At 44.5% G+C, this 21,086-nt stretch carries 16 protein-coding genes; 4 read left to right on the forward strand and 12 right to left on the reverse strand.

Annotation, left to right across the window (positions count from 1 at the left end; all coding sequences use genetic code 11):
* Nucleotides 1–9: 9 nt before the first annotated feature.
* The gene (locus tag EYQ95_RS03960; protein ID WP_343142071.1) at nucleotides 10–1,119 is read right to left on the reverse strand and encodes an S-(hydroxymethyl)glutathione dehydrogenase/class III alcohol dehydrogenase; all 1,110 of its coding nucleotides are present in this window, start codon (nucleotides 1,117–1,119) and stop codon (nucleotides 10–12) included.
* 149 nt (nucleotides 1,120–1,268) lie between these two features.
* Between EYQ95_RS03960 and EYQ95_RS03965 the strand changes: the two genes are divergently transcribed.
* The 3 genes from EYQ95_RS03965 to EYQ95_RS03975 all read left to right on the forward strand — a co-directional run bounded on the left by EYQ95_RS03965 (nucleotide 1,269) and on the right by EYQ95_RS03975 (nucleotide 4,956).
* Nucleotides 1,269–2,138, forward strand: a complete 870-nt coding sequence (locus EYQ95_RS03965; RefSeq protein ID WP_111914002.1) for a LysR substrate-binding domain-containing protein — start codon at nucleotides 1,269–1,271, stop codon at nucleotides 2,136–2,138.
* Nucleotides 2,139–2,174: 36 nt separating this feature from the next.
* Nucleotides 2,175–2,702, forward strand: a complete 528-nt coding sequence (locus EYQ95_RS03970; RefSeq protein WP_111914001.1) for an SRPBCC domain-containing protein — start codon at nucleotides 2,175–2,177, stop codon at nucleotides 2,700–2,702.
* A gap of 130 nt (nucleotides 2,703–2,832) precedes the next feature.
* Nucleotides 2,833–4,956, forward strand: a complete 2,124-nt coding sequence (locus EYQ95_RS03975) for a methyl-accepting chemotaxis protein (RefSeq protein WP_165924689.1) — start codon at nucleotides 2,833–2,835, stop codon at nucleotides 4,954–4,956.
* On the opposite strand, the gene EYQ95_RS03980 is transcribed toward EYQ95_RS03975, so the two are convergent.
* The 7 genes from EYQ95_RS03980 to EYQ95_RS04005 form a co-directional block, all read right to left on the reverse strand.
* Nucleotides 4,943–6,616 (reverse strand): acyl-CoA dehydrogenase family protein, encoded by a 1,674-nt coding sequence (locus tag EYQ95_RS03980; protein ID WP_111913999.1) that lies wholly within the window; start codon nucleotides 6,614–6,616, stop codon nucleotides 4,943–4,945. The genes EYQ95_RS03975 and EYQ95_RS03980 overlap by 14 nt on opposite strands.
* 49 nt (nucleotides 6,617–6,665) lie before the next feature.
* Entirely contained in the window at nucleotides 6,666–8,021 is a 1,356-nt protein-coding gene (locus EYQ95_RS03985; RefSeq protein WP_111913998.1) for an MBL fold metallo-hydrolase RNA specificity domain-containing protein, read from the reverse strand.
* Nucleotides 8,022–8,036: 15 nt separating this feature from the next.
* The gene (locus EYQ95_RS03990; RefSeq protein WP_111913997.1) at nucleotides 8,037–8,978 is read right to left on the reverse strand and encodes a DUF3667 domain-containing protein; all 942 of its coding nucleotides are present in this window, start codon (nucleotides 8,976–8,978) and stop codon (nucleotides 8,037–8,039) included.
* A 13-nt stretch (nucleotides 8,979–8,991) separates the two neighbouring features.
* Nucleotides 8,992–9,129 carry a hypothetical protein gene (locus EYQ95_RS26335; protein WP_165831911.1) on the reverse strand — a complete coding sequence of 46 codons (138 nt, stop codon included), beginning with the start codon at nucleotides 9,127–9,129 and terminating at the stop codon, nucleotides 8,992–8,994.
* Between the two features lie 47 nt (nucleotides 9,130–9,176).
* Nucleotides 9,177–10,955 carry a bifunctional diguanylate cyclase/phosphodiesterase gene (locus EYQ95_RS03995; RefSeq protein ID WP_111913996.1) on the reverse strand — a complete coding sequence of 593 codons (1,779 nt, stop codon included), beginning with the start codon at nucleotides 10,953–10,955 and terminating at the stop codon, nucleotides 9,177–9,179.
* A 117-nt stretch (nucleotides 10,956–11,072) separates the two neighbouring features.
* A complete protein-coding gene (locus EYQ95_RS04000; RefSeq protein WP_111913995.1) occupies nucleotides 11,073–13,988 on the reverse strand; it encodes a ligand-binding sensor domain-containing diguanylate cyclase in 2,916 nt (971 codons plus the stop codon).
* A 111-nt stretch (nucleotides 13,989–14,099) separates the two neighbouring features.
* Complete coding sequence (locus tag EYQ95_RS04005; protein ID WP_111913994.1) at nucleotides 14,100–15,674, reverse strand: PAS domain-containing methyl-accepting chemotaxis protein; 1,575 nt, start codon at nucleotides 15,672–15,674, stop codon at nucleotides 14,100–14,102.
* 188 nt (nucleotides 15,675–15,862) lie between these two features.
* Between EYQ95_RS04005 and EYQ95_RS04010 the strand changes: the two genes are divergently transcribed.
* Complete coding sequence (locus EYQ95_RS04010; protein ID WP_111913993.1) at nucleotides 15,863–16,687, forward strand: TlpA disulfide reductase family protein; 825 nt, start codon at nucleotides 15,863–15,865, stop codon at nucleotides 16,685–16,687.
* Here the strand turns inward: EYQ95_RS04010 and EYQ95_RS04015 are convergent.
* From EYQ95_RS04015 to EYQ95_RS04030, 4 genes are all read right to left on the reverse strand, one after another.
* Complete coding sequence (locus EYQ95_RS04015) at nucleotides 16,668–17,837, reverse strand: VWA domain-containing protein (RefSeq protein ID WP_111913992.1); 1,170 nt, start codon at nucleotides 17,835–17,837, stop codon at nucleotides 16,668–16,670. The genes EYQ95_RS04010 and EYQ95_RS04015 overlap by 20 nt on opposite strands.
* Complete coding sequence (locus EYQ95_RS04020; protein WP_111913991.1) at nucleotides 17,838–18,722, reverse strand: MoxR family ATPase; 885 nt, start codon at nucleotides 18,720–18,722, stop codon at nucleotides 17,838–17,840.
* A gap of 102 nt (nucleotides 18,723–18,824) precedes the next feature.
* The gene (locus EYQ95_RS04025) at nucleotides 18,825–19,022 is read right to left on the reverse strand and encodes a DUF3185 family protein (protein WP_111913990.1); all 198 of its coding nucleotides are present in this window, start codon (nucleotides 19,020–19,022) and stop codon (nucleotides 18,825–18,827) included.
* 72 nt (nucleotides 19,023–19,094) lie between these two features.
* Nucleotides 19,095–20,993, reverse strand: coding sequence for a PAS domain-containing protein (locus EYQ95_RS04030; RefSeq protein ID WP_111913989.1), 1,899 nt, complete (start codon nucleotides 20,991–20,993; stop codon nucleotides 19,095–19,097).
* Nucleotides 20,994–21,086: the final 93 nt, after the last annotated feature.

Genomic DNA, 21,086 nt, shown 5'->3' on the forward strand with positions numbered 1-21,086 from the left:
CAATCCGTTCTAGTAGTGAATTACGCTACGAATCGACTTACCTTCATGCATTAAGTCGAACGCTTCATTAATGTCTTCTAGTTTCATTGTATGAGTAATAAATGTGTCTAGCGAGTACTCACCGTTCATATAACGCTGAACATAATCTGGAAGCTGCGAGCGACCTTTAACGCCACCAAATGCACTGCCACGCCAAACGCGACCTGTAACCAACTGGAATGGGCGGGTGCTAATTTCTTCGCCCGCACCAGCAACACCTATGATCACAGACTCGCCCCAACCTTTGTGACAACATTCTAGAGCAGAGCGCATAACTTTCACGTTACCAATACACTCAAACGAGTAATCTACACCGCCGTCAGTCATCTCTACGATAACTTCTTGAATAGGCTTGTCGTAGTCATTTGGGTTGATGCATTCAGTTGCACCTAGCTGTTTGGCTATTTCGAACTTAGAGTCATTAATGTCGATAGCAATGATGCGAGAAGCTTTTGCCATTACTGCACCAATGATTACCGACAAACCGATACCACCCAGGCCAAAGATAGCAACCGTATCGCCCTCTTCAACCTTTGCGGTGTTCTTTACAGCACCCATACCTGTGGTTACACCACAACCAAGTAAGCATACCTTTTCCAAGGGAGCGTCTTTACTAATTTTTGCCAAAGCAATTTCAGGAACGACAGTGTGTTCAGCAAATGTAGAAGTACCCATGTAGTGGTAAATAGGCTGGCCGTCTATAGAAAAGCGAGTCGTGCCGTCGGGCATTAAACCTTGACCTTGAGTGGTTCGAATAGCTTGGCAAAGGTTGGTTTTTCCTGATGTGCAGAACTTACACTCGCCACATTCCGGTGTATAAAGTGGAATTACATGGTCACCCACTTCAACGCTAGTTACACCCTCACCTACAGCCTCAACAATACCAGCACCTTCGTGACCTAGGATTGAAGGGAAGATACCTTCTGGATCAGAGCCCGAAAGCGTGTAAGCGTCAGTGTGACAAACACCGGTCGCTACGATGCGAACTAAAACCTCACCTTTTTGAGGAGGTTGCAAATCAACTTCTTCAATCTTTAACGGTTCGCCAGGTCCCCAAGCAACTGCTGCTTTTGTCTTTATTGTTTCCATAATACTTACCCTTTTCATTCATACCCTAGGTTCAACTAGGTTATTTAGTGTAGCTCTATTTTAATTATTTCCATCTAGAATATAATGCCAGTTATTAAAATTCACTTTTGCATATTTGAAATAAAAGACAAAGGTAACCTATGAAGTCTTGGACGGGTATAGAGGAGCTTGTGGCAGTATCCGAGTACGGTTCATTTACGCGCGCAGCAAAAGCTTTAGGGGTTTCTATTGCGCAAGTTTCTCGACATATAGCTGAGCTAGAGCAAAGCCTTAATCTCAAGCTTTTATATCGCACCACACGCTCTGTAAGTTTTACTGAAGAGGGTCAAGTTTATTTACAACACTGCCGCCATCTTGTAGACAGTCTTGAAGAGGCCAATCGTGCTATTTCTTCGTTCCAGCTTACACCTAGAGGACAACTTAAAATTACCGCTCCTGTGTACTATGGAGAAACCAGAATAGCACCGTTACTTTTCAAGTTTATGCGACAGTTCCCAGAAGTTAGCCTTGACTTAAACTTAACGAACGAACAGCTCGATCTTGTGCAAGGAGGTTACGACCTTGCAATACGCTTAGGCACGCTTGCAAGCTCGTCGCTTATCGCTAAAAAACTGACCACTCGCAAGCAATACATAGTCGGCTCGCCAGCATATTTAGAACAGTACGGAACACCGTTGAGCGTAAAAGACTTGGAGCAACATTCTTGCTTGCATGGTAGCTTGGGATATTGGCGTGTCAGCAGTAAACAACACAATCAAATACAAGTGAAAGGTAAGCAAAACATACGCTGCAACAGCGGTATCGCGCTCGTTGAAGCAGCGCTTGAGGGCATGGGGTTAGCTCAGTTGCCTGATTATTACGTAGAGCAGCACATAAAGAGTGGAAAGCTTGTTCCATTATTAGAGGAAAACCGCGTCGCTGAGGACGGTATCTGGGCGGTTTACCCACAAAACCGTCACCTTTCAGCCAAAGTTAGGCAATTAGTAGACTTTTTAAGCGATGAACTATGATAAAACAATTTCATTAAGCAGATGAGAAGAGGTCTTATGAAAAAGCTCATTTATACAACAGCAATAGTAGCTGTTCTCACAGGTTTATACTTGCCATTACCCAGCGTAGCAGAGGTTAAATCCTCTTCTGAAAGCGGCTTTCATCTTGAAATCAACCAAGCCATTGATACAACCCCCGAAGTAGCCTATCACCATTTTGTGAACGACATTGCCCAGTGGTGGTTGAGTAGCCACACGTGGTTCGGGAACTCCGAAAACTTGTCCATAGAAGCTCGCGCTGGAGGTTGTTTTTGCGAATTAAACGGTGATCAGCAAGCTGAACACATGATGGTTAGCTTCGTCGATCCTAGTCATAAAATCATGTTTACGGGTGGTCTCGGGCCGTTAAAAGGTATGGGTTTAAACGGAGCACTTACTTTTGAGTTTCGCACACAAACGGTGAAGGTGACATATATCGCAGACGGCTACCCAACAACGAATATGCAAGAATTTGCGCCTTTAGTCGATAACGTATTAACAGAGCAAATGAATTCATTTTCAGCGTATTTGAACGAACTGTACTGAAATATCGATTAAAAGTTCGTACAAACAAGAATTTAATGCTTTACTCTATACTTAAACGGTTATTTTTCAGCCGTAGCGTTTACAAATAGTATTTTGCGAGTCCTTTATGTGGCTTGATTCAGGAGTTGATATGCAAACAAACACTCTCCGTTTTAAACTCACCCTCGGGGCAGCTTTAATACTCCTATTCAGCATGGGTTCGCTTACTTTATACAGCTGGTGGGCTATGTCTAAAAGTGGACAAGCAGCCGTAGAACAAGTTACTCCCCCTCTTGAAGAGATGGTTTCCTCCTCACTCTCGGACACTGCAGCTAATTTCGCGTTAGACACTGCGACGCTTATTAATCATGGATTCGCTGTAACTGCTACTTTGGCATCGATAGCCAAGGAAAGCGCAGTAGGAAATAGTTCTGGTCGAGATCCCTTTGAACGTGAAGAGCTTCAGTTCATCGCGCGAGATATTCTTTACGCAAATCCGCAACTCAGTTCGATTTATACTCAATATGAAAGGAACGGTTACGACGGCAATGATCAAAATTTCGGTCTGCAATTCGAGCATAGCTCAGATGAGGGTACACTAGATATATACTGGGTTGCCGACGGCGACCGCGAAGCCTATTTTGTGCAAACTGAAGACAATAGCGAAAAGTATTTAACAGGATTAACAGAGCAAGGCTTTCGTGAGGCAGAGTGGTACCTTTGTAGCTTAGAAAGTAAGCAACCATGTCTAATTGAGCCCTACCTATATGAAATTACACCAGGCGAAGAAGTTTTATTAACCTCAATCGTAACCCCCGTTGTCATTAACAATCAGTTTCGAGGAATTGCCGGTGCCGATATCAACTTACCTGTTTTACAACAGCGTTTGGTAAACCAATCACAAGACTTTTATCGGGGTCGTGGTGACTTGTATTTAGTCTCTGAAAATGGATTCTTACTGGCTTCAAATCAACACCCAGACTCATTGGGTCAATCGTTAGACAGCGTAAACGGGGATTATAGCCGCATGCTCAACGCGGACGTTGGTTTACAGAGAATTAATGGCAATTTCGTAGTAAGTCAGTCTATCAATATTGAGGCGTCTGGAACTTCTTGGTGGATAGTGGTTGCCATACCTGAATCTGTTGCTCTCGCACCTTTAGCAGAGTTAGCGGAAACCTTGGAAAGCGAAAGTAACGCAACAGCAGCAACGTTATTAGCCATTGCTGTAGTACTAATGGCTGCCTTTGTTGCTTTAGTGTTTTTCTGGGTTCGAGCGTCTACTAATCCATTGGTTCGCCTCGCAGAAATAATGACTGAACTGTCGGGATCAGAGGGAGACCTTACACGCCAGCTCGATCATTCTACTCATCAAGAATTAAACGATGTAGCTAGTGGTTTTAACGCCTTCACTAGCAAATTGAAAGAGATGGTCAATACACTTAAAGACGTCTCTGGCAAATTACGACATGAAAGCCAACAAATGATTGCCGCTTCCCATGACGCCTCCCGAGCCACAGAAAATCAAAGTCACCAAGTACAACAAGTTGCTACCGCAATGACAGAAATGAGCTCGACAGCAGATCAAGTTGCGTCACTGGCGAGCGACACGGCAGCAGGTGCGGAGCAAAGTACAGGCTCATTGAAGGAAGCAAATGATCTTGTAAATCACACCGTGAGTGAATTTAGAGGAGTAGCCGAGGACTTTGAACGCGCACATCAAGAATTTGCTGAAGTAGCCCAACGCACTGACCAAATTACCTCTATTACACAAACCATAGACGCGATTTCAGAACAAACGAACCTATTGGCATTGAATGCTGCAATAGAAGCTGCGAGAGCTGGAGAACAAGGTCGCGGCTTTGCCGTTGTAGCTGATGAAGTGCGGTCCTTAGCACAACGTACCCGCACATCAACTGAAGAAATCAATACATTAATTGAGTCTTTGCAGGGACAAGTAGGTTCCACGCTAAAACTCATTACCGCTAGTGGAGAACGTGTTGCCGTTACCCTGAGTGAAGCAGAAAAGGCTTCGGACAGGCTCAATTCAGCCACCGTACAGGTTCAAGGAATCAACGATAACGCCTTCCAAGTGGCGTCTGCGGCAGAGCAGCAAAATCAAGTCAGTGAAGAGATCACCAAAAATATCAGTGCCATTAACGATGCGACTCAAGAGCTAGACAAGCTTGCTCAGCATATTATGACAATCAGCACCGCATTAGACACGGCAACTGATCGCATGGACGTTCAACTCAATGCTCTCAAGAGTGAGTAAAGGAACGTTCTAAAATAGCTTGGAACTGAACATCAGAAGGCAGGCAGCCATAATTATGACCTGCCCTTTGACCCAATCTTGAAGCGCAATATCCATAAGATATCTCCGCACTGGAGTACCGCAGCAGCAGGCTAGCTTGTAACGCCACGGCCATATCATCAGCTAATCTTCTAGCTTGTAATTGCACTTCCACCGGATTCGCACTCATAAGCTGCTTTAATTGGGCATGTAGCGCCTTTAGGTGAGCGTCGAATAGATGATTTTCACCTCGCGCTAGCGCCACTTCCTCTAAGAAGATCTGAACCGCATCTGGAGATTTTTGCATCACCCTCAGAATGTCCAAGCACTGTACATTGCCACTCCCCTCCCAAATCGCATTAATTGGGGCTTCTCGGTACAACCGCGAGGTAATATGAGTGTCCATAACGCCCATACCGCCGATAACTTCCATAGCTTCATAGGCATGGTTAGGGGTACGTTTACATATCCAATACTTGCCCACTGGTGTTGCGACCCTTGCTAAAAGCTTCTCGCGCTCATTGTCAGCTTGGTCAAAAGCACGGGACATTCTCATAGTCAGTTGCAACGCAGCTTCACTTTCAATGGCTAAATCGGCGAGCAGGTTTTGCATCAATGGCTGTTGCGAGAGTTTATCCCCGAAGGCACTTCTATACCGGCAATGGTGAACTGCTTGCACCACAGCTTGGCGCATACCTGCCGAAGAACCTATCATGCAGTCGTAACGGGTTGTCGCCACCATCTCAATAATTGTGCGAACTCCTCGGCCCTCTTCACCGACCATCCAACCTAACGCACCACGCAATTCTGCTTCGGATGATGCGTTAGCGACGTTGCCAGACTTAGCCTTCAGTTGCTGTATCTGTAACGGGTTCTTTTCACCCTCAGGAGTCCAACGTGGCACTAAGAAACATGAAACACCAGATTCAGTTTGCGCGAGCACGAGGAACAAGTCACACATTGGCGCTGAAACAAACCATTTATGACCCACCAACTCATAAGCCTGACCCGGGCCACTTTGGCCTAGGGGATAAGCTCGTGTTGTATTAGCACGAACATCTGAACCACCTTGCTTCTCGGTCATAGCCATACCAACCGTTAAGCCTTTTTTCTGATTATCCGGCTTGTTGCTTGGATCGTACTCGCTCGCCATTATTTTCTTACCGAAACGGTCGAGCAGTTCCGGTTGGTGGCGTAATGCCGGAATTGCGGCAAATGTCATGGTAATGGGGCAACCATGTGCGGCTTCCACTTGCGTGTGCAAGTAATACTTGGCAGCACGCGCTACATGAGCACCCTGTTTAGGTTCGCGCCAGGGGCTGGCATGCAGCCCTTCAGATATCGCGATTTCCATAAGCTCATGATACGCAGGATGAAAATCAATATGATCGATACGATGGCCATAGCGATCGTGGGTTCTCAATTCCGGCTTGTAATGATTAGCATCAAAACCCAATGCAATGCGCTCGGCACTCGCAGACTCTAAGCCGAAACGAGCAATGTCGTCGAATGCCCAATTGGCGTCACCAAGGTTAATACTCTCTTGTAGCGCCGTATCGGCAAGAAATGAATTGTAATGTTCTAAATAAGGAGGCTGATTAACCACTTCATGCGTCGACGCATGGGAATACTGCTTTTTCATACTAAATGTCTTTAATTTGGAAAATGTTTATCCGAGTAATAACGAATCGTTACAAATGCAAAATACTCATATATCCCGGAATATCCACGTCATATTGAGTTTCTTGGCTTAAAAAGTCGCGAAATGTTTCTAACGTATCCGCCTCCCCATGAACTAACTGAATTTTACAGCTCTTCGGAAACTGCGACTGTTTTAAAAAGCGCAATAACTCTTGATAATCTGCATGCCCAGACAATCCGCCAAGCTCTCTAACTTCCGCCTTCATGGGTACCCATTCGCCATGAACTTTAATACTGTCCATGCCCTGTAGCATTTTTGCGCCTCGAGTACCGCCAGCTTGGTGCCCAGAAAACAATACGGTACACCGGTGGTCCGCTAACCAATGTTTGAAGTGATGGAGAATTCGCCCTCCGGTCGCCATACCACTGCCAGCAATAATAATATGCGGTCCTTGTTGCTCCGCAATGCTCTGAGACTCTTTCACTGAGTGCGTGTATTGCACAAACTGACTCGCCCGTGAACAATCAGAAGATGACAGCTTGTGGTGTTGATGGAATTGGTGATAAATACCCGAAACATCAATAGCCATTGGACTGTCTAGATACACCGGAACCCGGGGTATGCGGCCCTCTTCCATCAGTGACACTAACATATGCTGCAATACTTGTGCCCTGCCTACTGCAAAGCTAGGGATAAGCAGCACACCACCACGTTGCATTGTGCTTTTTACAACTTCCTCAAGTACTTCAAAAGGGTCATTCTTATCATGCAAACGGTCACCGTACGTCGACTCTAATAACAAAGTGTCTAATTCAGGAAGTGGTTCTGGGGGGTACATCATAATGTCATCAAATCGACCCACGTCGCCAGAGAAACCAATTTTCTTTCCACCATGCTCTGCCACAATGCTCGCAGCACCTAAAATATGTCCTACCGGCGATAAGGTGAAATGGATATCCCCTACTTGAAATTGCTCTTTAAAATCGACGGGCTCAAGGAGTTTAAGCGCCTGCTTTGCTGTCGCGGCGTCATAGAGCGGTTCCGGATTCTCGTGCTTACTTAAGCGATGCTTTTTATAAAACTTGGCGTCTTCTTCTTGGATTTTCCCTGAGTCGGGCCACAGCACTCCGCACAACGCGGCTGTTGCAGGGTGCGTAAATACACGTCCACGAAAGCCATGTTTGTAGAGTACAGGTATAAACCCTGAATGGTCTAAGTGTGCGTGGGTAAGCACAATCGCATCAACGTTTTCGATACCTAAAGGTAAAGGTTGCCAATTACGTTTTCTTAGCCACTTATATCCTTGAAACATGCCACAATCAACGAGTACCCGCGTAGATTCTGTTTCAAGTAAATATTTAGAACCTGTTACCGTTTCCGCACCGCCTAGAAATACAATTCGCATAACTAAACCTTATGTTTAATCAAACAGCACACTTCTTAATATAGCAACAAGCACCAAGGTCGACATAATGCACCACCACACTAGGCTGCTGATAAAAAATTTGGTTATTGTTTTCACCCAACCCTGTCGATAAAACGTTTTTTGCGCCATCAGCACATAAATAGGTATCCAAAGCCATACAAGGCCAATCATCCAACTCAGCGGATATAGCCATACACCTTCACCCCAACTGGCTTCCATACTGCTTTGCATCATCGAAAACACAATGATTAAGCTGATTAAAAGCAACACTATGGCGTGTGTATGCAGCGCAAGAACTAAGTGCTCCATAAAATAACGGTTACTTCGCCAATACATCAATTTAAATACGGCGGCAAATAGGGGTAATGCAATAAACATGAGCTGCGGTGCAACCGACAGAAACTTATGGACTAGCAGTCTTGGGTCGTCCGCGTAACGAGCCATTCTGGCTTCAAATGCTTGCTGGTCAACCTCTTTTAAAAAGGGAAGCTCAAGGTTGTTAATGAGTTCTGGAAGCGATTGCATGTTCTCTTGTTGTTCATCAAGCTCATCTAACTGTTGCAACACCTCTTCGTCTGACACACCTTGCTGCTCAAGCTCAGCACGAATATCTTGAGGATTTCCATTCACTTCGAAATTTACGCGCTCAACGAAAGCATTAAATACGATAAACGCAAAAATCGAGATAAAAATGTAGAGTCGGAGTGGTGGAACATAGGGAGCCCGACGGTCAACTACGTACTCATTGCTAAGAAAGCCTGGGCGAATAAATAACGGAATCATGGTTCGCCAGAAGCGACCGTCGAAATTTCCTGTTTCGCCTAAATATTCCCCGACAATACCAAATACGTTGCGAATAGGAGAGCCTGTGTCTTGCCCACACTGGTAACAAAATTGTCCTTTAAGTTCCGCATTACAGTTTTTGCATTGAGGCATGGCGAATTAAGCCTCAACTGTCTTTCTTGGAATTATGCTCGGCATTACGCTTAGCTTCTGCTTTACGAATACCATGAATCAACCAAAATGCGAGAAGTGCAATAAAGGCAACAGGAAGTGCCACGAGAAAAATAACCGGACCTAAGCTCATAATAATCTCTCTTTAATCTTTTATTTATCGAGACAACCAAACCGGCGTTAGCTTTTTAACCAAAGTTTGAAAAAGCTATCAGCATCTACAGGCTTACCAAAATAATACCCTTGAACGTAATCACAGCCTAGCTTTTTCAGAGTGTCAGCTTCTTCATTGGTTTCAACGCCTTCAGCGACAGTCCATAGCCCAAGGCCTTTCGCCATCGCAATAATAGCGACCACAATAGAATGATTCTGCTCATTGCTATCAATGTCGCGCACAAACGAACGGTCGATTTTCACTTCATGCAGTTGTAACTTTTGTAAGTAGGCTAACGAAGAGTACCCGGTACCAAAGTCATCGATAGCCATTGCCAAACCTGCATCGTGTAGCTTTTTAGAAGTTTGTACCGCTTGCTCAGGGTCGCGCATCATGACTGACTCGGTTAACTCGAGCATAATTTTTCCGTGCCCTGCGCACTGAGTTAAATCTTTCATTTCTTCAACAATGCGATAATCGTTAAATTGCTGAGCAGAAAGATTGATAGAAAGCATCCAAGAAATATCGCCAACTTCCTGCTGCCAACGCATCATTTGCTCTGAAGCTTCTCGCGCAACCCAAGCACCCAATTCTCGAATAAGGCCTCTTTCTTCCGCTAAAGGAATAAACTCTACTGGGCTTACGTGCCCTAATTCATCGTCGAACCAGCGACAAAGCGCTTCCGCCCCTTTTACCTTTCCTGTTTTTAAACAAAATTGCGGTTGGAAATAGAGCTCTAGTTTGTTTGTACGAATAGCTTCGGAGAGTTTATTTAAAAGATTTTGTTTTCTTTTAATTTTCTCCGCCATTTCAACGTTGTATATACAGTGTTCTATGCTCAGCAATTTAGCTTCATCTAACGCAATACTAGCATGTTGAAGCAACTCACTTGCGCCAAAGCTATCGTTTGGAAATAATGCCGCGCCTATATTAGTTTCCACAGAAAAGCGTCTTGCCCCTACCGCAAAAGGGTCAGAGAAACTTGTTTTAACGCGTTTAATCGCATCCTCAACTTCGTCTATTGAACTTTGCGTTAAAACAATCGCAAACTCATCACTCGCCAGTCGTGAAAGAAAAACTTTTTCTCCCATGAGGCTTTGCAGTCGCATTGAAACCGCTGATAGAAGCTTGTCCCCTGCTCTATGTCCATGGGTATCGTTTATTTCTTTAAACCTACGTATATCGGTAACGAGCAAGCCTACTTGTTCGTCTTTACTTCTCGCCTTAAACAAAGTGTCATTTAAGAATTCATGAAATGCGGTTCGATTCGGTAACTTAGTTAAAGGGTCTACATAAGCCAACTGCTGAATTCTTTGCTCGTTGCGGTAGCGAACCATTTCTGCGCTAATCTGCGCCACAGCAATGCGAAGCACTTCTCGGCCTAGGTCGGGCCAGGTCATTTCCGAGTTTTGCAGTAACGACAACACGCCCAAACGATTTCCTTCATTGTCCAGAATCGCCATACCTAGAAAACTCTCAGCATTCAGTGCCATTAACATTTCGTCATGGGGGTACTTCTGCCGAACACCGCCATTACATAACGCCGGCTCGTCGGAGCGCAATTCAAAGCATGGAGTGCCTTGCAGAGGAAAAGTGAAGTTGTTGATTATTCTACCGTGAGAGGTTACCGCCATAGTGCTTGCTTCTGTTCCGTCTGACGAAACAGAAGCAAGCAATACATGGTCAACCTGAAGCAATTGCTCAAGTTTCTGAACAAGCTTTTGATAAAAGTTTTTAGAGCCACTGCTTGCCATTACATCTGCGAGTTCTCTAAAAACCTCTTTTGAGTCAATTGGCGATGTCATGATGTATGTTATGCCAATTCTTTAGGCTCATCTTATATTTCCTTAGTTACGCATTCCGATATCTAATAGAACACATAAATAATTGAATTAGAATTGAATTTTCTAGCCTAAATTGGATTACTTACGAAAGCAAACCTTGTTTCTACCTGTTTGTTTTGCTTCATAAAGTGCCGCGTCCGCAAGCGACAGTAGCTTTTCACCACTATCCGCTTTATTCGACGCAGCTAATCCGATACTGACCGTCATTTTTATTTGCGGGGCGATTTCACTACAATCTGTATTTTGAATTGTCTTACGCAATCGTTCACATACCGCAATCGCATCGTCGATAGGAGTGTCTGGGAATAGAATAACAAACTCCTCCCCGCCCCAACGCGATACCACATCGATTTCGCGCCCAAAGTCACGTAGAACCCTGGCCAACAGCACCAACGCCTTGTCACCAATTTCGTGGGAATGTTGATCATTAATGTTTTTAAAGTGATCGACATCCAGTATCGCCAAACTTAAACAGCGATCATAACGTTGAGCACGATTAAATTCGGTCTTTAACATTCTATCTAACGCCCTACGATTGGGTAGTCCCGTTAGAATGTCTTCCATAGCCAAGCGTTCGAGTTCTTGAGTTTTTTCTTTCACCTGCTCTTTGAGTTGCATTTCAGAACGGCTTAATTCGCTCAAGCGCCAGCGATAGACGAGTAACATTAATACAATGACGGCGGCCCCTAATCCCGCCCAGAATACGCGCATCTCCCAAATAGACGGTTGCAGCGTAAAGTGCACTGAAGTTTCACTCCAATCCTGTTCACTGTTCGGGTAATTCGCCTGCACTTTAAACTCGTAGTCGCCAGGCGCTAGGTTGGTGTATTCTGACGAGACTTGTGTTCCCCGCTCAACCCAATCGTCGTCAAAGCCGACAAGCTTAGTGCGATACTGAATCCGCTGGGGCATAATGTAACCTAACCCGGCAAATTCAAATGCAATCCGCTGTGTGGAAGGCGAAAATACAAGCTCTTCGAACCAGTTGACCGATGCACCGTCTACGATTACGTTCTCAATAACAACTGGCGGTTTAATTTCATCAAAAACACCTATGTCTGATGGATAAACCGATGCCACCCCTTTTGAGGTCGCGAAAAGCAGACGGCCACTGCGCTCCACTATTGCTGAAGGCCCTGAACCACCATTAGCTTGGGCGCTAGACATACCGTCGCTTTCACCGAATATTTCGATGGTAAGAACAATTGAGTCTCCGTCAGCAACGGCGCTAGCCTCTTCATAAGGAAAGCGAACAATACCCCGGTTTGAGCTCAACCAAAGGTGTTGTTCCTGATCTTCTATAACTTCGAAATATTTGTCGAATGGTAAACCATCGTCTTTTGTTACGTCAGACACTGACATGTCCGAGAGATTAACGCGAACTAGCCCCCGATCGGTGGTTAACCACATTTCATTGGAAGCTTCTCGTTCATATATACCAAATACATACTCTGCATCACTCCCATCGGGGAAATCCAGATACGACAACTCATAGCTTCCATCTACTTGCCGCGTTAATAGAGTTACACCATGCCCAGTGCCAACCCATATTGTCCCGTCTCGAGCTTCATGCACAGACATTATGAAATTATCGGTTAAGCCTTCATACTCGGTGAAGCTATGCGAAACTCCATCCTCAATTTGCACTAAACCTAACGCAGTACCAAACCAAACACCTTGATTTTCGGTAGTTTCGATGCTGCGAATATCCATATCCGGCAAACCTTGCTCTTGAGTGTATTGGGTAAGCTCGCCGTTATAGTAGTGAAACACTCCATTGCTCACCGTCCCCATCCAGACACCACCATTAGCATCTTCAGCAACGCTCAAGAAAGATTCGTTAGCAAGCTCTGGTGCATCAAAACAAGGCTGAACCTCATCACCATATAAACAGCTCATGCCTCTACTGGTTGCAATGTATACACGACCATCTTTACTTTCTGCTAATCCCCGAACGAAATCGTCACTTAACCCATCGACGCTCTCAAAACTTCTAAAGGGGGCTGAACGCAAGCGCACTAAACCACCATTGGTGCCCACCCAGATACTATTTTCCCGGTCTTCAAATAAAGACACTATGCTGTTGTTAGGTAGACCGCTTTCAATAGTGTAGTGTCTGAACTCGCCATCTAATACTCTAAAAACACCCCGATCTTGACTACCAAGCCAAAGGGCACCATTTTCTGCCACTAAAATTTTAGATATGGTAACGCCTTGTGTACCCGCTAAAGGGCCAGACAAACTGCCGCGAGTCCATGTATACAGTCCCTGCTCTGTTCCGATTAACAGCCGGTCATCTTCCGTATAGGTAAAGTCGCGAATATCTAACTCCGCAAGAGCTTCAGTGCCATGTAAAGTCCCCCAACTCGTAGTCTCGTCGGGAACTTCCATTCTAGAAGGACTCAGCACCCATAGTCCTTCTGCGGTTCCAGCCACAATACCTAAGTTTGGAATGTCTTTAACTTGAAAAGCTGTCGCATAAGGACCGGAGAATTGATTAAACGAAATAATTTCTTGGTTCTCAACGCGATAAACGCCATTGCCTTGGGTTGCAACCCAGAGAACACCGTGCCGATCTTCTTCTATAGAGGTGACTAGTGCTTCAGGTTGAGGTAAGTCAGACCATTTATTTTGGAAGTATTGGTGTAAGGCGCCCCTTGCGCCACCAACCACCAAATGACCATCGTCTCTTACGGCTAATGCATGAATTCCAGCGTCTGCAAATCCAGTTTCCTCGTTTCGCTCAAAAACTTGGAAACTGCGACCATTATATCGAGAAACACCTTCCCACGTTGCAAGCCAAATATAGCCGTCTTCAGTTTGCGCAATCGAGTTTATAGTATTGTGAGGCAAGCCATCGCGCGTCGTCCAAGTTTCAGTGAAGTATTCGTTAGTGTGAGATCTAGGAATGTCTTCATGCGCGTGAACACTAATACTGAACAAGTATAATGACGCCCATGCAACACACTTAAACTTACTTAGGGAATACTTCATTCAACAACTCCCATTCCTCTCGCTTCACACACTATCAAACCGTTTTCACATCAGAACAAACTCTGAATTCAGAACCATAGCGAAATTGAGCCCTTGCGCATAGTGTTTCGATTATTTTTTGTCTAGCGCAAACCTATTAATTAACGCGTAGAGGTATTCCGTTGTGTCTTCTAAATTCACACTTACTTCATAAGTCTCGTTTGAGTTTTGTTGTGCCCTACCGGCTCCATCAGCAATATCTGTAATCTGCTGGTTAATGTGCTCCGCAACATTACTTTGCTCTTCAACCGCAGAGGACATCTGAATCGTAGAGTCCGTAATGGCACTTACTGCAGCCTTAATTTCTTGTAACGCCCGTTCAGTCGCTTGTACTTTTGCTACGCCTGCTTCGGCTGCCTTTTCACCTTCCGAAGACACGCGAACTGCGTTCTGGGCGCGCTCTCGAAGTTGGTCGATAATGCCATGAATGCGATCTGTAGACTCTTGTGTTTTTGCCGCCAGAGAGCGAACCTCATCAGCCACAACACTGAAACCACGGCCATGTTCACCCGCTCTAGCCGCTTCTATCGCGGCATTCAGCGCCAACAAGTTGGTTTGATCAGCAATACTCGCAATAATATCGGCAGCTTCCCCGATGGAATTTGTCGACTGAGCAAGTTCGTCTACGGTCGTCACGATAGAGCGAACCGAGTCGCTCAATGTGTTTATGGCAACCATGGCTTCGCCAGCCAGTTCAGAGCTTTGATCAACATTAGTTGAAGCTTCTTCGGCCTGCTTCGCATTGCCTTCTACGCTGTCTGCCACTTCTTGTATGGACGTGGTCATTTCATTAATTGCAGACGCTGTTTGCTGTGTCGCTTGGTTCTGTTGATCCACTAGTTGGCTGCTCAGTTCAGCTTGTTTACGTGTAGCAGCAACAACGTCGTGTAACCCTGCCGCCGCGTCCTGAATTCGAGTAAACCCTGTTCTTGCTCGGGCTTCTTCACTACGAAGTACCATTTCTAATTCAGCACGAGCGCCAGAGTGATTTGAATAGGTTTCTGCAATTACCGAATTAGCAAACGCATGTGGGCGAATCGCTCGAATATCTTTCATAGCTTTGTTGTGCATCGCCAATTGCATAAACATACCTATAATACTCGCTACTGCCGAGAGGCTTCCCCACAGCCACTGCTGAGCAAGTAACAATCCTAAGGTAATTAGAATCGGAGCAGTCCATACCGGAGCAAGCGTTCTTACTCCCTCTGTTAACCTTTGTAACCACGTATGCGGCGACTTACCCTCATTCAAACGACGATAGAGGCCCATTGCCCGCTCTTTTTGAGCATTTTCAGGCGCTACACGTACCGACTCGTAACCTACCAACTGCCCACGTTCATACATAGGTGTTACATACGCACTCACCCAGTAGTGATCACCGTTTTTGCGGCGGTTTTTAACTAACCCCATCCAAGGTTTGCCCGCACGAATAGTGTCCCACATGTCAGCAAATGCAGCTTTTGGCATGTCCGGGTGGCGTATAAGGTTATGCGGTGCTCCCATCAATTCATCTGCATCATAACCACTTACCTCTCTAAAACGCTCATTAAAGTAGGTGATTTTGCCGCGAGTATCCGTCGACGATATGAGTCTGTCATCCGGCGATAACTTATATTCTTTTTGGGTAATGGGGTTATTAATACGCACAACGAGTCCTTCTTGCTTATGCTTATCTACATAGTTTTTTGTACAATATAAACTAAATTCAGCTTACTCTCATCATAGGTTTATCGACCGATATTGATTGGAATCAAGAAAAGTTTAGAAATATGTGGTTTTATCCAACTTCATGGTAACGTTATAAGCTGATGTTTTAGGTTGTTAGGACGAGAATTGTGTCAGTTTCAATAGGGCCATTTGGCTTTTCCATTTCCCATCTTATTTTCTTTATTTCAGTCGCCTGCACGTTTTTGGTGGGTTATCTTCTAACGAGAAAAAACAAAAAGCCGCTTAGCGACTACATTTTCAGAGTTATAGCAGTAACCTTAATAGCCGCCCGCGTCGGTTACGTCATTCAGTATTGGCAGCAATACCAAAACGAATGGTGGCAAATTCTAAACGTCCGAGACGGAGGCTTTAATCTCATAGCGGGCTTTTCCTTCGGCATACTTATGCTTGCTTGGGAAAGCTGGAAGCATAAAGAACGGAGTAAACAATTATTAGTCTCTTGCGTATTGGGCGCAACATGCTTTTTCACCTCTCATTTTGTATATCAGAGTTGGTATTTTAATCCGCCCGATATGCCAGCAATGACGCTGCAAAGCTATGCTGGCGATTCGGTATTACTTACTGAACAATATCTAGGAAACCCAACAGTGTTTAATTTATGGGCTTCTTGGTGTGGACCATGTGTGAAGGAAATGCCGATACTAGAAGATGCTCAAAACCGGCAGCAAGACGTTGCTATTGTTATCGTGAATCAGGGTGAAAATCGAGAAGCCATTCAACAATTCTTAAATGAACAAAATCTCCAGTTCACCCACAACCTACTCGACGTCAGAAGTCAGTTTTCAACCCAATTGGACACTTATGTCCTACCCACCACGCTATTTTTTAATTCTGAGGGAGCATTGGTGGACAGTCACATTGGAGAACTATCCCCAGCAAGGTTGGAGCAGGGAATGCGACGGGCGCGTGAAGTTAACTCAGCGCCCGAATAGCGTCTTGTAAACCATGAACGGTCATTGGAAACATACGTTTGTCTACTAATTGCGACATCATTTGAATCGACGGGTACCACTGCCAGTGCTCTATTGGTTGTGGATTAAGCCAAGCGACCTTTTGAAAGTGTTGGCATAACCGCTCCATCCACAATGCACCAGGCTCTTCATTCCAATGTTCAACAGAACCTCCAGGGTAAGATATTTCATAAGGGCCCATAGTGGCGTCACCGACAAAAATAAGCTTATAGTCTGAGCCAAACTTTTGTAGCAGCTCTGCCGTAGGTATTTGACCTTGATAGCGCCGCTTATTTTCTTTCCATACGCCCTCATATACGCAATTATGGAAGTAATAAAATTCTAGGTGCTTAAACTCTGTTCGTGCTGCGCTAAATAATTGTTCGCATTCGTATATGTAGTCGTCCATTGACCCACCTACGTCAAACAAAATAAGTACTTTTACCGCATTATGTCGCTCTGCCTGCCATTTAAGATCAAGTAGCCCAGCCTTTTGCGACGTTGCCTTTACGGTTCCGTCTAAGTCTAACTCGTTTGCAGCTCCTGTTCTGGCAAAGCGCCTAAGCGCTCGAAGGGCAATCTGAATACTTCTGTTGTTCAGTACCTGATCATCATCGAGGTCTTGGAATTCTCTTTTGTCCCAAACTTTCACCGCTCGGCGCGCATTACTGCCTTCTTGGCCGATGCGTATACCCTCTGGGTTATAACCATAAGCCCCAAACGGAGAGGTGCCGCCTGTACCTATCCATTTATTACCGCCAGCATGTCGTTCTTGTTGTTCCTGAAGTCGTTCTTTAAATTTATCGATTAATGACTGTAAATCGCCTAAACCTTTCAGTGCCTTCTTGTCTTCTTCCGATAACTGCCTCTGTAAACTAGGTATTAACCATTCATCAGGAATAGCTGAAGCAATATCTATTTGTTCCACGCCATCAAAGTACTCTGCAAAAGCACGATCAAAGCGGTCATATTTCGACTCGTCCTTAACCAACAATGTGCGCGCTAAAGAGTAGAATTGCTCTATATTCGCAAAAACAATTTTTTGCTCTAAAGCACCAAGCAAGTCCAGTAACTCGGTTATTGAAACTGGCACACCATGCTTTCTAAGCGTAAAGAAAAACTGAATGAGCATTTAATAATCTCTGCGTTTTGCCATAAACGCGAGCTTCTCGACCATCTCCACGTCTTGCTCGTTTTTTAGCAATGCACCAAACAGTGGCATTAACCCACCCTTTTCTCTGTGTTTTTGCAGTTGCTCAGGAGATATTTCCTCTGCTAGCAACAATCTAATCCAATCTAATAGCTCAGACGTCGATGGCTTTTTCTTTAATGAAGACATTTCGCGCACTGCAAAGAATGTTTGTAACGCTTCAGAAACTAGGCGCTTTTGAATGTCGGGGTAATGCACCTCTACAATACTTCGCAGGGTTTCCTCGTCAGGAAAACGAATGTAATGAAAGAAACAGCGGCGTAAAAAGGCGTCGGGAAGCTCCTTCTCATTGTTTGATGTGATTAAAACAATCGGTCTTTGGTTTGCTGTAATCCGTTCACCCGTCTCGTAAACGTCGAAAGCCATCTTGTCCAACTCATGTAACAAGTCATTAGGGAACTCGATATCTGCTTTGTCTATCTCATCGATTAATAAAATAGGACGTTTTTGCGCGGTAAACGCCTGCCAGAGCTTCCCCGGACGAATGTAATTTTTAATATCGTGAACTTTGTCGTTGCCGAGCTGACTGTCTCTTAGTCGCGACACGGCGTCGTATTCATACAGTCCCTGCTGAGCTTTAGTGGTCGACTTAATATTCCAGCTTAATAGTTCAGCATCTAAGGAAGCTGCTAAAGCTTCTGCAAGCTGTGTTTTCCCCGTTCCAGGTTCACCTTTTAGCAATAAAGGCTTCTCTAACACCACAGCCGCATTTACTGCCAACGCAAGCTCCTCTGAGACAATATAATCTTGCGTGCTTGAAAACGAATGCCTTTGGTTTACACTTCTTGTATCGTTAAATTCAGCCATAAAAAAACGTCTCTCAACACATATTGAAAGACGTCATTCTAACTGATTTCCAAACCAATTTTTGTATAGTTTTCGCGCAGTTTTTCGGCGCATTGTGCGGATTTATTTTTTAAATAAAAGCCCGCCAATACCAATAATCGTTGCAACTGCCCCTGCAATGAGGAACCACATAGCATTGTCGGTAGGCTGGTTTGTCACTAATTCAGACGCTTGTGAAGCTACCGACTGCTTTTCCTGCCAGCCGAACCACAACAGAATTACACCAGCGACTAATATGGCCAAAGATACAATTTTGTTCATGCTTTACCCCTAATCGTTTTGAATTTGATCATTATTATTTTCTCCCTAAGCATAGGAGAAAGTTATCATTTCTCAAGTTTTATCAAAGGTTTCAACCACATTTCTAATTTCATTTAAGGTGAAAGGCTTCGTTAACAAATCATTCATACCGGCAGATAAAGCTTGCTCCTTCACACTATCTAACGTATTCGCAGTCAACCCGATAATGAAAGGTTTATCACCGTACTTTTCCCGAATTTTACGCGTGGTTTCTAGTCCATTCAGGCTATGCATATGCCAGTCCATGAATACAATGTGTACATCAATGTGAGACATCACTTCTAAAGCATCGTTTCCGTTTGAAGCGCTGATAAATTCCAACCCTAAACTCTCGAGCATTTCGCCAAGAACGAGCTGGTTCACGTCACTGTCGTCCACAATCAAAGCACGCACGGAAGCTTTTCTCAGCTCACCTGCGCGCTCCACCACTGCTTCTAGTGCGTCTAACTTTGAGGCTTGTGCCGGTATATAGATATGAAACTCTGAGCCTTGTTCCTCAGAGCTCATAAGCTCAACGTGCCCACCAAGAAGCTGAATAAGTTGTTGCACAATTGAAAGTCCAACGCCTGAGCCTCTCGTACCTCCTTCGCTTTCTTTTTCGAAAAGGTGCCAAGCTCGCTCAGTGTCGCGAATGCCAACACCTGTGTCTTTCACTTTTATCTCAAGGTCACCGTCTTCTTGAGTTCTAGGCTTCCACGAAAACGTAACGGTAATCGAACCTTGCGGGGTGTATTTGATACTGTTGTCCACGAGGTTAATGAGAATTTGCAGTAAACGAACTCTGTCTATTTCTAAGTTTTGGGGAACGTTATCGTCAATTTCGCATTTAAACGTTAACGCTTTCTCTTTTAAACTTTCCGAAAATAAGTCTTTAAGGTGTTGGCCAATCTCACGTACATCCTCAGCCGACCGATTAATCTGTAAAAACCCTTTCTCGGCGCGCGTTAGATCGAGTACGTCATTCAATGACTGAAGCAAATAATCGCCACTTTTTCTTATTGTAGAGAGCAATTGCTTCTGCCGAGGATTCCGCACTTCTGTTTCTAACACAGAAGCTAAACCCAAAATACCGTGTAATGGTGTTCGTATTTCATGAGAAACATTGGCCAAAATGTTTCCGCGCATTTCTGCGTGCTCTTGAGCTGCCAATTCAGCTTTCTTGTGAAGGGAAATATCAGTAAGTATTCCGCTCATTTGCGCAGGTTGATTGCTATTGTCTACACGAACAACTTGCCCACGGTCTTCGACATATAAAAGCGTACCGTCTTCTCTCACAATTCTATACACAGCGTTGTAATAAGGAGAGTTACCTAATAAATGTTCCTGCACCAGGGTTTCAACATTTTTTATGTCATGGGGGTGTACCCACTCACGCCACTTTTGGTCTGAAAACTGTTCCTCTTTTACACCCAGTAAAGCTTGGCAATTTTCGTTAAATTTCACAGTCCCCGCTTTGATGTCCCAATCCCAACTAGCTAAGCGAGCACTGGTAATAACACGGGATAAATAGTTACGTTCCGCAGATAAGGATAACTCGAGTTGTTTACGCTCTGTAATATCAATGATGTGACCGGTGAGATATTCAACTTCACCGTTTTCACTTCTTTCCAGAATAGTGGTATCGGCAACCCAAACCACTTCTCCATTGCGTTTAAAAAGGCGGTAATCTTCATGCGTAAATGAACGTATGGACTGGTTCTCAATCGCGGATTCCACTTCACCTATTACGCGCTTTAAGTCCTCGGGGTGAACTAAGTCTTCGAATTTAATCTCTCCTCGTTCAAGCTCCGCTTTGCTATAACCCAACAGTTTGACTGCATTATCACTACAATAGTTGATTGGCCAATGTTCGGTGTTCTCCCAAATAAACAATGTAATTAGGTCACTGGCCGCAAATAACGCCTCTATATCTTTATCGAGCAACCGAGCCATAAGTAAATTTCCTCAAAAAGCGCAAAGATTGTGTACACTTTTAAATATAAAATACGATACAGTGGGTATAGTTACACAGATAATGATTAAAAA

Source organism: Lysobacter sp. N42, from assembly GCF_004344885.1.